Annotated in this window: 9 protein-coding genes and 1 pseudogene; 3 read left to right on the forward strand and 7 right to left on the reverse strand. The window is 72.9% G+C overall.

Annotation, left to right across the window (positions count from 1 at the left end; genetic code table 11):
- Positions 1-375 precede the first annotated feature (375 nt).
- The 3 genes from NHH00_RS18260 to NHH00_RS18270 form a co-directional block, all read right to left on the reverse strand.
- Positions 376-2994, reverse strand: a complete 2619-nt coding sequence (locus tag NHH00_RS18260; RefSeq protein ID WP_253054975.1) for a discoidin domain-containing protein — start codon at positions 2992-2994, stop codon at positions 376-378.
- A 102-nt stretch (positions 2995-3096) separates the two neighbouring features.
- On the reverse strand, positions 3097-4506 hold the full coding sequence (locus NHH00_RS18265; RefSeq protein ID WP_253054976.1) for a DUF1996 domain-containing protein: 1410 nt from the start codon (positions 4504-4506) through the stop codon (positions 3097-3099).
- A gap of 151 nt (positions 4507-4657) precedes the next feature.
- On the reverse strand, positions 4658-6931 hold the full coding sequence (locus NHH00_RS18270) for a discoidin domain-containing protein (protein WP_253054977.1): 2274 nt from the start codon (positions 6929-6931) through the stop codon (positions 4658-4660).
- 322 nt (positions 6932-7253) lie between these two features.
- Between NHH00_RS18270 and NHH00_RS18275 the strand changes: the two genes are divergently transcribed.
- Entirely contained in the window at positions 7254-8300 is a 1047-nt protein-coding gene (locus tag NHH00_RS18275; protein ID WP_253054978.1) for a LacI family DNA-binding transcriptional regulator, read from the forward strand.
- A 93-nt stretch (positions 8301-8393) separates the two neighbouring features.
- On the opposite strand, the pseudogene NHH00_RS18280 reads toward NHH00_RS18275, so the two are convergent.
- Positions 8394-9331: pseudogene (locus NHH00_RS18280) on the reverse strand (SDR family oxidoreductase).
- A gap of 131 nt (positions 9332-9462) precedes the next feature.
- On the opposite strand from NHH00_RS18280, the gene NHH00_RS18285 reads away from it, so the two are divergent.
- On the forward strand, positions 9463-10299 hold the full coding sequence (locus NHH00_RS18285; protein ID WP_253054979.1) for a helix-turn-helix transcriptional regulator: 837 nt from the start codon (positions 9463-9465) through the stop codon (positions 10297-10299).
- Positions 10300-10378: 79 nt separating this feature from the next.
- On the forward strand, positions 10379-11428 hold the full coding sequence (locus NHH00_RS18290) for an aldo/keto reductase (protein WP_253054980.1): 1050 nt from the start codon (positions 10379-10381) through the stop codon (positions 11426-11428).
- A gap of 38 nt (positions 11429-11466) precedes the next feature.
- Here NHH00_RS18290 and NHH00_RS18295 read toward each other — a convergent pair whose 3' ends face one another.
- From NHH00_RS18295 to NHH00_RS18305, 3 genes are all read right to left on the reverse strand, one after another.
- Positions 11467-12849: an RNA polymerase sigma factor gene (locus tag NHH00_RS18295; protein ID WP_253054981.1), complete on the reverse strand. Its 1383-nt coding sequence runs from the start codon at positions 12847-12849 to the stop codon at positions 11467-11469.
- A 38-nt stretch (positions 12850-12887) separates the two neighbouring features.
- On the reverse strand, positions 12888-13325 hold the full coding sequence (locus tag NHH00_RS18300) for a YciI family protein (RefSeq protein ID WP_253054982.1): 438 nt from the start codon (positions 13323-13325) through the stop codon (positions 12888-12890).
- Positions 13326-13443: 118 nt separating this feature from the next.
- Positions 13444-14241, reverse strand: a complete 798-nt coding sequence (locus tag NHH00_RS18305; protein ID WP_253054983.1) for an ABC transporter ATP-binding protein — start codon at positions 14239-14241, stop codon at positions 13444-13446.
- Positions 14242-14413: the final 172 nt, after the last annotated feature.

Below are 14413 nucleotides of genomic sequence, written 5' to 3' on the forward strand. Positions count from 1 at the left end.
GGCCGTCGGCTGTGACGGTCGGTGGGTGGGCGCGTCGCCCTCGACTCGGCCCCTGCACCGGGTCGTGGGGGTGATCGTCGTGACCCGTCCGGAGCACTGCGGGCCTGGGCCCGACCGATCGCCTGAGGCGAGACCTTCTGCGAGGGCCGACGCCGGAGCGGAGGGTGGGGCGGGTCGTGGCGGGTCTGGCGGGAGCCGCGAGGAACGAGCGGCGGATGGTAGACCCGCCCCACCCTCCGCGGAGGTGTCGGGCCGGAGGTGACCGGTCGACGGACATCCGTGGAGGTGCCGGGCCGGGGCGACCGGAGGGGCGTACCCGGCTGTCGGCCGCCCAGGTCCGACGCCGGGCGGCCGACACGGGGCCGTGGCTTCCCCTTACGGGTAGCTGACGACCTTCGCCGGGACGGTCTCGACGCCGCTGGCGCGGGGGCCGACGCCGTTGATGACGTGCTCGTACGTGCCCACCCCGCCGAGCGAGACGGTCAGCAGCGAGTGCATCCGCACGCCCGGGGTGACCGGGACCTCGAACCCGTTGTCGGAGACGATCGACGCGTCGGACGTGAACACGCAGTAGGAGCCCAGGCCCCAGGCCTCGTGGTGCTGCACGTGGTCCGCGACCTTGTACGCCGCCCACCCGCGGATGCCGTCGTGGTTCCACGCGGCCTGGTTCGGCGGGTCGTAGGGGAGCTCGTTCTGGTAGAAGATCGTGCGCCCCCGCTCGCCGTTCCACAGGGTGTTGTACTGCTGGTAGTGCTCGACGAAGAGCCCGTAGCCGTCGACGTCGTCGCCGTTGACCACGAGGCCGTGGTCGGCGGTGTTGACGTCCCAGCCGATGCCCTCGCCGTGGTCGCCGCGCCACGACCAGATGTGGTCGACGATCGTGTCGTCCGCGTTGATGACGATCGCGCTCTCCACCTTGCCCGCGTGGGCGCCGCCGACGCGCACGAACACGTCGTGGATCGAGATCGGGTCGTCCGCGTGGTCCGCGGTCGATCCCTCGGTGCCGACGGTGAGCATCGACGGGGACTCGGTCGCCCCGGCGTCGAACAGGAGGCTCGCGACGCGGACGCCGTCGACGTCGCCGACCTGGAGCGCGGTCTGCCCGGCGGTGGGCACGATCGTGGCGTAGCCGAGACCGAGCACGATCGTGTCGGCGCGGTTCACCTCGATCGTCTCGTCGAGCTCGTAGACGCCGGGCGTGAGCAGGAGGTGCAGGCCCTGGTCGAGCGCGGCGTTGATGTGCTCGGCGGTGTCGCCCGGGTGCGCGACGTAGAAGTCGTCGAGCGGGATCGACGTTCCGGGCGTGGAGCCGTTCTTCCACGTCGCGCCGCGCGTGCCCTCGCGCAGCGACGGGACGAAGACGGCGTAGTCGTCGCCGTCGAGGTAGAGGTACGGCTTCTCGCGGATCGTGCCCGTGGTGTCGAGCGTGGTGACGGCGGGCTCGGGGAACGTCGTCGGCGGGGCGTTCTCGGTGCCGGAGAACACCATGTTCCACAGCGTGCCGTCCCAGCCGCCCGTGAGCGTCGAGTCGCGCGTGTACCACTGCTGCTGGGTGTAGCCCCGCACCTGGCCGTCGACGATCGAGTCGGCAGTGAAGCCGCCGGACGCCCACCCGTAGCGCGACGAGTGCAGCATGAGGTTGCCCTTGACGTGGATGCGACGCATGGGCGCCGCCTGCGAGACGGCCCAGCGCATGTCGCCGCCGGTCGGGGTGACGGCGAGGTTCTCGATGGAGCGCCAGAAGTTCTGCGTCGCGTTCCCCTCGAACCACTCCGCGTCGGCCCAGACGCCGCCGGTGATGTTCACGTCGTCGGGGTTCTTGCCGAGGCCGTTGACCGCGGTGTTGAACCCGACGTTGACGTGCACCGGGTAGGTGCCGGGCTCGAAGAGGAACTGGTCGCGGCGCAGACCGAACTGGCTCTCCTCCTGCGCGGCGTACGCCGCGTCGACGGCGGCCTGGATCTGGTCGACCGGGGTACCGGGGCCGAACACGTGCACGTTCGGCCCGAGGTCCCCGCCGCCCTCGATCGGCTCGCCCGTGCCGGGGTTCGGTGTCCCGTCAGCCGTGGTCAGCACGCGCAGCTCCCAGATCGAGTAGCCCCACCCGGTCCCGCGCTCGGTGCCGACGAGCCGGACGTAGCGGCCCGAGCCGGTGACGTCGAGAACCTGCGTGCCGCCGGTCCCGTCGGTCACGGTGCGCAGCGTGCGCCACAGGGTGCCGTCGTCGGAGGTCTCGACGCGGAAGCCCTTGCCGTAGGCGCCCTCCCAGTCGATCTCGATCCCGCAGACGGGCTTGATCGCGCCCAGGTCGACCTGGAGCCACTGCGCGTCGGAGAAGTCGCTGCTCCAGCGCGTGTCGGCCTTGCCGTCCACGGCGAGGCCCGCGGCGTACGCGCCCTCGGTGGACGACGCCGTCGCCGCCTTCCCGAGCGCGGCGTTCGTCGTGCAGTCGTCGCCAGGCCCGCCCGGGTCGACCGTCCCGCCGTCGGTCCCGGGCGTGCCGAACACCTGGAGCTCCCACAGCGAGTAGCCGTAGCCGGTGCCGCGCTCGGTGCCGAGCAGGCGCACGTAGCGCCCTGTCCCGGACACGGGCAGCGTCTGCTGCCCCCCGGCACCGTCGGTGACGGTGCGCAGCGTGCGCCAGGTCGTGCCGTCGTCGGACGCCTCGATGCGGAAGCCCTTGCCGTAGGCGCCCTCCCAGCTCAGGGCGACGGACGAGAGCGTCGAGACCTGGCCGAGGTCCACCTGGAGCCACTGGCCCTCGGCGAACTCGCTGCCCCAGCGGGTGCTCAGGTCGCCGTCGACGGCCCGTGCGGCGGCGTAGTCGCCCTGCACGCTCGATGCTGTCGCGGGCTTGCCCTGGGAGAGGTTGACGGGTTCCGCCGCGGCCGCGACGGGCGCGGCGGCCGCCACGAGCGGGGCCGCGACGCACGCCGCGGTCAGGCCCGCGGCGAGGGAGGCCAGGTGGTGCCTGGCCGGGGTTCGGAGGTGCATGGTCCTGCCTTCTTCGGTCGGTGGGCCGTGCCGGGGCACGGCCGTGCCCCGGGTGCGGCGCCGTCGTGGTCGACGACGCCGCACCCGTCGGGCGGTGGAGTGTCAGCCGACGAGCTGGTAGTTCTCGTCGAGCACGGTGCCGCGGTGCGGCTTGTAGAGGTCGTACCCGCGGGGGTTGCACTGGAGCCCGCCGTTGATGCAGTGCTCCACGAGGCGCTCCAGCACCTCGGGCTCCCAGCCGTTGATGAAGTCGTAGTGCCACGACTGGTCGGAGCCGCTGACGAGCCGCACGTCGGACATGTCACCGCTGACGGGCCACGCGATCTTGAACTCGATCATCGGGACCGCGATCGGGTGCGTCATGGGGCACTGCCCGTCCACGGGGTACGCCATGTGCGCGCCGTGGCCCATGTGCGCCGAGGCGTCGGGGGACAGGTGCATGCCGTCCCAGCAGCTCGGCGCCTGGTAGCGGATGTTGAGCTCGGTGCCCTCGGGGCAGTACGCCGGGATGTCCCAGCTCTTCGAGATGTCGCCGCACTCCCAGCCCTCGACGGCGCCCGGCGCGGTCCGGAACTCGTCGTACGTCGCCATCATGTCGCCCGCGACGAACCGCAGGCCGGGCGGGAAGGGCTTGACCTTCGTGTAGTCGTCGATCCCCGACTTGTAGTAGATCGTCATGGGGATGTCGGGCTCGATCGGGACGCCGTTCTTCTCGATCGCCGGGAACCAGTAGGACGAGTGGTCCTGCGGGACGGTGCAGGTCGACTCGGTGTCCTCGAACAGGTCCTCGGGCACCGTGAACGCGTCGGTCACGCGGTTGCCGACGAACGTGTGCAGGTGCGACTTCCCCGGCTGACCCGGGAAGACGATCGGGTCGTCGGGCAGGAAGTGCGAGAACGAGCAGTTCGCCTGGAACTCGTGGTGCGTGACCTCGTCGTCCCACTCCGGCGGCTCCTCGGGGTCCGGCGCGTCGCCGTCGCCGAACACCTGGAGCTCGTACAGCGAGTAGCCGTACTGGGTGCCGCGCTCGGTGCCGACGACCTGGACGTAGCGTCCCGTCACGTCGACGTCGAACGACTGCACGCCGCCCGTCCCGTCGACGACGGTCGCGACGGTCGTCCAGGACTGCCCGTCCTGCGACACCTGGACCGTGAAGTCCTTGCCGTACGCGGCCTCCCAGTCGAGGACGACGCGGTCGAGGTCGTGCGGCTCGCCGAGGTCGACGCGGAGCCACTGGTCGTCGCTCGGCTGGCTCGCCCAACGGGTGGACCGGTCGCCGTCGACCGCGAACCGGGGCCCCAGGCCGCCGGACTCGGAGCTCGACGCCGCCGTCAGCGCGCCCTGGGAGAGCAGGGTGTCCGGGGCGGCCGCGGCGCTCGTCGTGACGACCACCGAGGTCGACGCGACGAGGACGCCGGTCATCGTCGCGGCGATCCGGCGTCGGCGCGTCCCGGGGCGGCGGATGCCGTGCCGGGGAGGCGATAGCGTGGTGGTGCGTGTCGTGCCGTGCATGCTTCCTCCTTCGAGGTCGTCGCGCGCTGCGGAGCCTCTCGGGCAGGAGCGCGCGACGCTGCGCGGATGATGGGCACGCCCGGCGTCTGTCACCGGGCGCCGTGCCGGGTGGGGGCGGTTGCCGCCGCCCCCACCCGGACGTCTGTGGGTGTCAGCGCTGGTAGACGCCGAGCTCGAACAGGGAGTAGCCCCACGCGGTGCCGCGCGCGTCGAGCTGGAGCCGCACGTAGCGGCCGGTACCCGCGACGTCGAGGCTGTCGACCCCGCCGTCGCCGTCGGTCACCGTGCGGACCGTCGTCCAGGACTGCCCGTCGTTCGAGGTCTGGATCCGGTAGGCCTTGCCGAACGCCGTCTCCCAGACGAGCTGGACGTGCTGGAACGCCTGGACCGAGCCGAGGTCGACCGTCAGCCACTCGTCGTCGTTCCAGCTGCTCGCCCAGCGCGTGCTCTGGTCGCCGTCGGTCGCCTGGCCGGGGGACCAGTTGCCGTTCCAGGGGTCGAAGCTCGACGCCGTCGTGGTCTTGCCCTCCGCGATGTTCGTCCCGGCGACGGGCGGCGCCACGACGCGGAACGAGCGCGTCTCGACCCCGACGTTCCCCTTCCCGTCCTCGGCCCACACGTAGAGCTTCCACACGCCGAGCCGCGAGGGCGCGGTGACCGAGAACGTCCCCGGGCCCGTGCTCGTGAGCTCGGTCCAGGCGAGGCCGCCGGCGCCGTCGATGTACTTGCTGTTGAAGAACGCGACGTAGTTGATCGGGTCGCCGTCGGGGTCGGTCGCGGCGAGGTCGACGTCCAGCGTGGCGCCGGCGGTCACGGACGTCGAGCCCGGGATCGCCATGCCGGTGATGCGCGGCGCCGTGTTCATGCCCGTGAGGTCGACGCCCCACGTCTTGGCGATCGCGTGGTAGCCGAGGCGCTTGTTGTTGCCGGGCGTGACGTTGAACCACACCCCGCCGAAGTCGCCCTCGACGCCGTAGTGGAAGAACGTCGCGCCGAGCGCCTTGCCCTCGTGCTCCATGAGGCACTTCCAGGACAGCGGCAGCGCGCGGCTCTTCTCGATGTCGGTGGGCTCGTCCGGGACGCCGTTCACGTCGTCGGGGACCTCCCACTCGCCGGCCGCGCCGCCCTCGGTGAGGACGTACGGCTTCCCGTAGTCCCCGGCCTCCCACGCCGCGGCGATGCTGCACACGTCGCCGTACGCGTTGATGGAGAGCAGGTCCAGGTCGGGCGCGTGGTCGCGGATGTACGGCCACGCGCCGGTCCACGCGTCGGTGTTCGACGTCGGGTGGTTCGGGTCGATCGCGTGGATCGCGACGCTCACCTCGTTGACGAACGACGCGTAGGCGTTGCGGATCTCCTCGAGGTCCGTGCCGGAGTAGCAGTTCTGCAGGCCGAGGATCGCCTCGTTGCCGATGTTCCACATGAGCACGGCCGGGTGGTCCTTGTACTCCTGGACCCAGCGCAGGATGTCGGCCTTGGTGTCGTTCTTGTACGTCGTGTCGGTGCGGTAGTCGATGCAGCCGCCCGAGCCCGGGCCGCCGCCGGGCATGAGCCAGAAGCCCGCGATGACGCGGACGTCGTGCGCGGCCGCGGCGTCGAAGATGGCGCGCGAGTCGGCGCCCGTGCCCCAGGTGCGGGTCGTGTTGCCGTTGATGTCGGCGAGGCCCTGCATGCGCGGCCCGGTCTCCTCGGCGCTCGTGCCGCCCCACGTGAACCCGCGCACCGTGTACGGCTGCCCGTCCACCTGGAGGTCCCAGTCGCCGTTCCCGCCGACGACCTCGACGACGCTCGGCCCCGAGTCCTTGACCGGCACCGTCGGGTGGCCGGGGTGCACGTAGTCGGGGAACGGGTCGGTCGGGTCACCGGGGTCGGTCGGGTCGACCGGCCCCGAGCCGCCCGCCTCGCCGAACACGCGGAACTCGTAGAGCGAGTGGCCGTAGCCGCCCGGGCGGGCGGTCGACAGGACGCGCACGTACCGCCCCTCGCCGTCGACGTCGAGCACGTCGGTGCCGCCGTCGCCCTGGGTCGTGGAGTAGAGCGTGCGCCAGGCGGAGGCGTCGTCGGAGACCTGGACCTGGTAGGCCGACGAGTAGGCGCCCTCCCAGACGAGCTCCACACGGTCGACGCTCGCGTCCTGCTCCAGGTCGACCTGGAGCCACTGGGGGTCGCTCCAGGCGCTGGACCAGCGCGTGCCGAGGTCGCCGTCGACGGCGTTGCCCGCGGCGTACCCGGCCCAGTCGTCCTGGACGGACGACGCGGTGGCGGGCTTGCCCTGGGACAGGAGCACCGGCTCGGCGCTCGCGGTCGTCGCCGGCACGACCAGCGCCGCACCCGCGAGGGCGCCGGAGGCCAGCGTCGCGAGCGCGGCGCGAGCCGCTCGGCGTCTGCGGGGCCGCCCGGGGGCGGTGGGGGATGTGGTGCGCATCGTGTTCGTCTACCTCTCCGTCCGCCCCAGGTCGGCGTCGACCCGGGGCACAGTTCGTCGTCGAGCCGTGCCCCCAGCCGCGGCGCCGCGGCTGAGGTGTGAAGCAGGGAGAGCGCTCTTACCCGAGGCCCGAGTTTTCACCCGCTCGCGAGGGCTGTCAAGCGCAGGACCCTCTCGAGACGACGGGAATAACGGTATAAATGCCACGAAAACGGGCGCTAACTCTGACAAACTGGTCAGTAAGAAATGTCCCGCCAGCACGGGGCGCGGGCAGGACCGACCGCGGCAGGAAAGCGCTCTTACCCCTGCTATCGTCGGGAGCGTGAGCGAGGACGTGCAGCACCGGGCGCCGACGCTCGACGACGTCGCCCGGGTGGCCGGCGTGTCGCGCGCGACGGTCTCGCGCGTCGTCAACGGCAAGCGCAAGGTCGCGCCCGCCGTCCAGGAGGTCGTCCTGGAGGCCGTGGCGACCACGGGCTACGTGCCCAACCGGGCCGCGCGCTCGCTCGTCACGCGCCGCACGGGGACGGTCGCCGTCGTGGTCTCCGGCGCCGAGCCGGCCCCCGACGACGGGCTGCACCTCCCGCGCCTGCTCGCCGACCCGTTCTTCGGCCGCGTCGTGGGGTCGTTCGTGCGGTCCCTGCGTCCCCACGACGTCCACCCCGTGCTCATGCTCGCCGACGGCGACGAGGCGAGGCGGCAGGTCGTGTCGTACCTCCGGTTCGGCAACGCCGACGGCGCGCTCCTGGTCTCCACCCACGCCGACGACCCGCTCCCCGAGCAGCTCCTGGCCACGGGCAGACCCACGGTGCTCTTCGCCCGGCCGCCGCGGCCCCTCCCGGTGAGCTACGTCGACGTCGCGAACGCCGACGGCGCACGGCTCGCCGCGCACCACCTGCTGGACCGCGGCTGCCGGACGGTCGGCGTCGTCTCGGGGCCCCTCGACGTGCTCGCTGCCCGCGACCGCCTCGACGGTTTCCGCGACGCGATGGCGCGGCGGGGGCACGCGTACGTGCCGAGCGTCGAGGGCAACTTCACGGTCGAGAGCGGCGAGGCCGCGATGCTCGAGCTGCTGCGCGCCGCACCGGGGCTCGACGGCGTCTTCGTCTCGAACGACGTCATGGCGCAGGGCGCGGTCCACGCGCTGCGCGAGCAGGGCCGTCGGGTGCCGGACGACGTCGCCGTCGTGGGGTTCGACGACAGCCCCGCCGGCACGCTCACGCGCCCGGCCCTGACCACGGTGCGGCAGCCCGTGGAGGAGATGGCGGCCGAGATGGCGCGCCTCCTGCTGGAGCAGGTCGAGACCGGCGAGCCGCGGGTCACGTCGCGGATCTTCGACCCCGTACTCGTCGTGCGGGACTCGGCCTAGACCGGCGCATGTCACGATGCCAGGGCGCTCGTGCTCGCCGAACCACCCTCTCGTCCCGACGCGCAGCGACGCTCGGCCGACGCCGTGCGCCGGTCAATCGAACGTGACGCCTGTCAGCTCCTCCGAGACGGACCAGAGGGCGCGGCTCCCGCGGGGTCGCGTAGCGGGGCCCAGAGCTTCTGCTCCCCGGGCGGTCCGCCGGCGTTGCCCGGCCACTGCGGTCCGTAGAAGGCACCACTCTTCGCGTCGGGGGACGTCGCGGCCATGAGAGCGGGCAGGGCTGCCGTCTGCGTCGTCCCGACGAGCAGTCCGTGCGAGGACAGCCACTCGATCATGCGTCGGCCACGTGTCGCGGAGTCACGGGCGAGCTCGGGCCGTGCTGCGAGCAGGCTCGTCGGGGCGACACCGGGATGGGAGACGTTGCTCGTGATGCCCCAGTCCTGTGCCGTGCTGCGCCGGTCGAGCTCGAGCGCGAACAGCCCGACGGAGATCTTCGACTGCCGGTAGGCGCCCATCCCGTCGTAGCCCTGCTGCCACTGGAGGTCGTCCCAGCGGATCCTGCCGCTGCGTGCGGCGACGCTCGCCTGCGACGTCACCCGGGCCTGCCCGGTCCGCAGGAGCGGGAGGAGGTGGCCGGTGAGGGCGAAGTGGCCGAGGTGGTTGGTCCCGAACTGCAGCTCGAACTCGTCGGTGGTGACCTGCCGTGTGGGCGGTGTCATGACGCCGGCGTTGTTGACGAGCAGGTGGATCGGCTGCCCCTCGTCGAGCAGCGTCTGCGAGAACGAGGACACGGAGGTGAGGGAGGACAGGTCCATCTCACGCAGCGTCAGGCGAGCTGTGGGGTGTCCGGCTCGGATCCGCGCCGCCGCGGCCGCGCCCTTGTGCGGGTTGCGGACCGGCATGACGACGTCGGCCCCGGCGGCGGCGAGCCGGGTCGCGATCTGGAGACCGACGCCGTCGCTCGCGCCGGTGACGACGGCGCGCCGACCCGTGAGGTCGGGGACGGTGATCTCGTGGCTCGTGCGGGGCATGAAGACTCCTCGTTGCTGGACGCGGTCGGGCGCGCGGCGGACGGCCCAGGCCAGGTTCACCCAGGCGCAGCACGCTATCCACGGCCTGATGATCCGTGGCTCGGCAGCCCCAGGCACGTGACGATGGACCCATGATCGACAGAGCGGGGCTCGCCGACTTCCTGCGCACTCGCCGCGCCGTGCTGCAGCCCGAGGACGTGGGTCTGCCGCGCGGGTCGCGGCGCCGCACCGAAGGGCTGCGGCGAGAGGAGGTCGCGAGCCTGTGCCACATGTCCACGGACTACTACTCCCGGCTCGAGCGAGAGCGTGGCCCGCAGCCCTCGGAGCAGATGGTCGCTTCGATCGCGCAGGGCCTGCACCTGTCGCGCGCGGAACGCGACCACCTGTTCCGGCTCGCCGGGCATCGTCCGCCCGAGCCCGGGGCAGCCGGCGATCACGTGGACCCCGGGCTGCTGCGGATCATCGAGCGCCTGGAAGACACACCGGCAGAGATCGTCACCGAGCTCGGCGAGACGCTGTGGCAGACGCCTCCCGGCGTCGCGCTCGTCGGCGACCTTCGCCAGTACACGGGCCCCTCGCGAAGCATCGGGTACCGCTGGTTCACCGACGCGTCGGTGCGTGACCTCTACTTCCCGGAAGACCACGCCTTCTACTCCCGGATGTACGCGTCGGGGCTGCGTGGGGTGCTCGCCCTGCGGGGGCCGCAGTCGCGCGCTGCCCACCTGGCCCGGCTTCTCCTCGACCGCAGCGAGGAGTTCCGCACGGTGTGGGACCGGCACGAGGTGGGCGTGCGTCCACGCCAGGTCAAGCGGTACCTCCACCCACTCGTCGGACCGCTCGAGCTCAGCTGCCAGACCCTGCTCGATCCCGAGCAGTCGCACTCGCTGCTCGTCTACACCGCAGCACCTGGGAGCCGGTCCGCGGAACGCCTGCAGCTCCTCACAGTCCTCGGAGCAGCCCGAGCCTAAGACGTCGTGCGACACGACCGGCCCGCCTGCTGGACGAGTCTGGGCCCGGCCACCAGGGCGCGGGAGGCAGAATGGACCCATGCCTCTCGCCCCGCGCTACGTCGCCGCCGACGACCGTTACGACACCATGACCTACCGCCGGACGGGGCGCAGCGGCCTCGACCTGCCCGCGATCTCGCTCGGCCTGTGGCACAACTTCGGCGACGTCAACCCGTTCGAGACGCAGCGCGCCGTGCTGCGCCGCGCCTTCGACCTCGGGATCACCCACTTCGACCTCGCCAACAACTACGGCCCGCCGTACGGCTCCGCGGAGGAGAACTTCGGCCGCCACCTCGCGCAGGACCTCGGCGCGTACCGCGACGAGCTCGTCATCTCCTCCAAGGCCGGGTACGACATGTGGCCCGGGCCGTACGGCGACGGCGGCTCGCGCAAGTACCTCCTGTCCTCGCTCGACCAGTCGCTGACGCGCACGGGCCTCGACTACGTGGACGTCTTCTACCACCACCGCCCGGACCCGAGCACCCCGCTCGAGGAGTCCATGCGGGCGCTGCACGACGCCGTCCAGCAGGGCAAGGCGCTCTACGTCGGCGTGTCGAACTACTCGCCGTCCCGCACGCGCGAGGCCGCCGCGATCCTCGCCGACCTCGGCACCCCGCTGCTCATCCACCAGCCCAGCTACTCGATGCTCAACCGCCACGTCGAGGACCCGGCGCACGAGGACCCGTACGACGGCGTCCAGAGCGAGTCGCTGCTCGACGTCGTGGGCGACCTCGGCGTCGGCACGATCGTGTTCTCGCCGCTCCAGCAGGGCCTGCTCACCGACCGCTACCTCTCCGGCTCCGCGCCCGAGGGATCGCGCGCCGCCCGCCCCGACTCGCCGTTCCTGTCCGAGCAGAACCTCGACGAGGCGTACCTCGAGAAGGCTCGCGCGCTGAACGAGATCGCCGCCGGCCGCGACCAGACCCTCGCCCAGCTCGCCCTCGCCTGGGTGCTCCGCGACGACCGCGTCACGTCCGCGCTCATCGGCGCGAGCAGCGTGCGCCAGCTCGAGAACAACGTCGCCGCGCTCGCGGCACCCCCGCTCACCCCCGACGAGAAGGACGCCATCGAGTCCGCCCTCGCGAGATAGAACCGAACCGCCGGTCGCGAGGTAGAGCTCGCGGGGCTCTACCTCGGGTCCGGAGGTTCTACCTCGCGACCATGGGCGGGGTGCGGGTCGGCAGACGACGACGCCGCGGCGGCGCGCTCCAGGAGGAGCTGGCGCTCGTGGCGGGTCGGGGCGAGGGCAGCGGCGCGTTCGAGGACGTCCGCGGCCTCGGCGTGCCGTCCCAGCCGGGTGAGCAGGTCGCCGCGCACGGCGCCGTAGAGGTGGTGGCGGGCGAGGCGCGGGTCGTCCGCGACGGCGTCGAGCACGACGAGCGCGGCGTCGGGACCGTCCGCGTAGCCGACGGCGACGGCGCGGTTGAGCTCGACGACGGGGGAGGGCGCGACGGACGCGAGCGCGTCGTAGAGGGCGACGATCGCCTCCCAGTCGGTGTCCGCCCAGGCCGTGGCCCGTGCGTGGCACGCGGCGATCGCGGCCTGGAGGGAGTAGGGACCGAGCGGCTTCCCGGCGCGGGTGCCCAGCGCGAGCGCGCGGTCGAGCGCGGCGAGGCCGTGGCGGACGAGGAGGCGGTCCCAGCGTGCACGGTCCTGGTCCTGGAGCAGCACGGGCTCGCCGTCGGGCCCGGTGCGCGCGGCGAAGCGTGACGCCTGGAGCTCCATGAGCGCGACGAGCCCGTGCACCTCCGGCTCGCCCGGGAGCAGCCCGGCGAGCACCCGCCCGAGCCGCATCGCGTCGTCGGCGAGCTCGCGCCGTACCCACGCGTCGCCCGACGTGGCGGCGTACCCCTCGGTGAAGACGAGGTACACGACCTCGAGCACGGCGGGCACGCGGGCGGCGAGCTCGTCGGCCTGCGGGACGTCGAACGGGACGTTCGCCTCGGCGAGCGTCCGCTTCGCGCGCGAGACGCGCTGCCCGACCGTCGCGGAGGGGACGAGGAACGCGCGCGCGATCTCGTCCGTCGTCAGTCCTCCCACGAGGCGCAGGGTGAGCGCGACGCGGGAGTCGCGCGGGAGCACGGGGTGACAGGCGACGAGCACGAGCGCGAGCAGGTCGTCGCCCACGGGGTCCTCGACGATCGCGTCGGGGGCCGGGACCGACCCCACGAGGACCGCGCCGCCGTCGCCCGGGTGCGCGACCGCCGTCGTCCCTCCGCCGGACCGCGCACCGGGCGCGGCGAGGTCCGCCGCGAGCCGCGCGTACTTCTCGTCGCGCGTGCGCTCGCGGCGGACCAGGTCGACGGCGCGGCGGCGCGCCACGGTCGTCAGCCACGCGCCGGGGTTGTCCGGGACGCCCTGCTCGGGCCACTGCTCGAGCGCGGCGACGAACGCCTCCTGGGCGACCTCCTCGGCGAGGCCGACGTCGCGCAGGGTCCGCGCGAGGCCCGCGACGAGCCGCGGCGACTCGATGCGCCACACGGCCTCGACGGTGCGGGAGACGTCGGTCATCGTCGTACCCCTGTCATACCCCTGCCCGGAGCAGGGGCTCAGGAGCCCTGCTGCGCGCGGATCTGCTCGGCGAGGCGCTCGTCCTTCGCGCGCTGCTCGGGCGTGTACTCGGCGCCGAAGTCCTCGACCTCGAAGATCGGCCGGATCTCGAGGACCTCCTCCAGGCCCATGTTCGGGTCGCTGGGGCACTTGCGGGCCCACTCGACGGCCTCCTCGAGCGAGGAGACCTGCCAGATCCAGTACCCGGCGACGATCTCCTTGGACTCGGTGAACGGCCCGTCGACGACGGACGTCTCGCCGCCGCGGAACACGACGCGCGCGGCCTTGGCCGTGGGCTGCAGGCCCTGGCCGTCGAGCATGATGCCCGCCTTGACGAGCTCCTCGTTGTACGCGCCCATCTGGGCGAGCATCTCCTGGGTGGGGGCGATCTTGTCCTCGTCGGCCCCGTTGCCCGTGATCATGACCATGACGCGCATGACGTTCCTCCTCGGTGAGTGCCTCCTCGACCCTAGTGTCGTGAAGGCGAGTTCACCCTGACGTCGGACGGCGCCCCCGGGTTTTCGACACGCGTCGCCGACGAGTTTCGCCGAGGCGTCAGCGGAAGCGCTGGACGGCGAGCGGTGCGGCCTCCGCGAGCCCCCGCACGGCCGGGTGGTCGGCGCCCGGCGCGGTCCCGGCGAAGACGTCGCGCAGCGCGCCGGAGGCGACGAACGTCCCGTCGGCGAGCACGTGCACGGTGGGGCACATCCGCTCGACGAGCTCGAGGTCGTGCGAGACGAGCAGCACCGCGGTGCCGAGCTCGGCCGTCGCGGCGCCGAGGCGACGCACGACGTCGCCGCGCATGGCCGGGTCGACGGCGGTGAGCGGCTCGTCGAGCAGGAGGGCGCGCGGGCGCGTGGCGAGCGCGACGGCGAGCGCGACGCGCTGCTTCTCGCCGCCGGAGAGCGAGTGGATCGTGCGCGGGGCGTACCGCGGCTCGAGCGCGACGTCGCCGAGCAGGTCCTCGACGGAGCGGCCGCTCGGGCGCCCGGCCCTGCGGGCGTCCTTGAGGGCCGCGGACAGCGTGCGGTCGACGGTCCAGCGCGGGTCGATCCCGATCCCGGCGAGGCCGTCCTGCGAGACGCGCCGCACGTCGGCGGTGAACTGCTTCTTGTCCCGGCGCGAGAGCTTGGTGACGGTGCGGCCGGCGTACGTGACGTGGCCCGCGGTCGGGCGCACGAGCCCGACGAGCGCCCGCACGACCGTGGACTTGCCGGCGCCCGACTCGCCGACGATCCCGACCGGCGGGGTGCCCGGGACGACGTCGAGGTCGATGCCGTGCACGACGTCGGGCCCTCCGTAGCCGGCCGCGAGGCCGGTGGCGCGCAGGATCGGGGTGGTCGTCGTGCTCATGGGTCACCTTCTGGTCGTCGGGGCCGGGCGGGCGGTCCGGGGCCCCGCTCGTCCGACGAACGACGCTACCGCGGAGTTCCGTGGCGTCGCTCACGGTGCCCGTCGCCGCCCCGGCGGCCCCGCGACGCGGGGCAGGGTTCGGGCTCGGAGCCCGGGGCGCGGTAGCCTGGGG

It is taken from the genome of Cellulosimicrobium cellulans (assembly GCF_024124905.1).
Taxonomy (GTDB): Bacteria; Actinomycetota; Actinomycetes; order Actinomycetales; family Cellulomonadaceae; genus Cellulosimicrobium; species Cellulosimicrobium cellulans_G.

Coding starts and splice junctions, on each gene's coding strand:
- NHH00_RS18260 (WP_253054975.1), bottom strand. CDS start 2,994: ATGCACCTCCGAACCCCGGCCAGGCACCACCTGGCCTCCCTCGCCGCG.
- NHH00_RS18265 (WP_253054976.1), bottom strand. CDS start 4,506: ATGCACGGCACGACACGCACCACCACGCTATCGCCTCCCCGGCACGGC.
- NHH00_RS18270 (WP_253054977.1), bottom strand. CDS start 6,931: ATGCGCACCACATCCCCCACCGCCCCCGGGCGGCCCCGCAGACGCCGA.
- NHH00_RS18285 (WP_253054979.1), top strand. CDS start 9,463: ATGATCGACAGAGCGGGGCTCGCCGACTTCCTGCGCACTCGCCGCGCC.
- NHH00_RS18290 (WP_253054980.1), top strand. CDS start 10,379: ATGCCTCTCGCCCCGCGCTACGTCGCCGCCGACGACCGTTACGACACC.
- NHH00_RS18295 (WP_253054981.1), bottom strand. CDS start 12,849: ATGACCGACGTCTCCCGCACCGTCGAGGCCGTGTGGCGCATCGAGTCG.
- NHH00_RS18300 (WP_253054982.1), bottom strand. CDS start 13,325: ATGCGCGTCATGGTCATGATCACGGGCAACGGGGCCGACGAGGACAAG.
- NHH00_RS18305 (WP_253054983.1), bottom strand. CDS start 14,241: ATGAGCACGACGACCACCCCGATCCTGCGCGCCACCGGCCTCGCGGCC.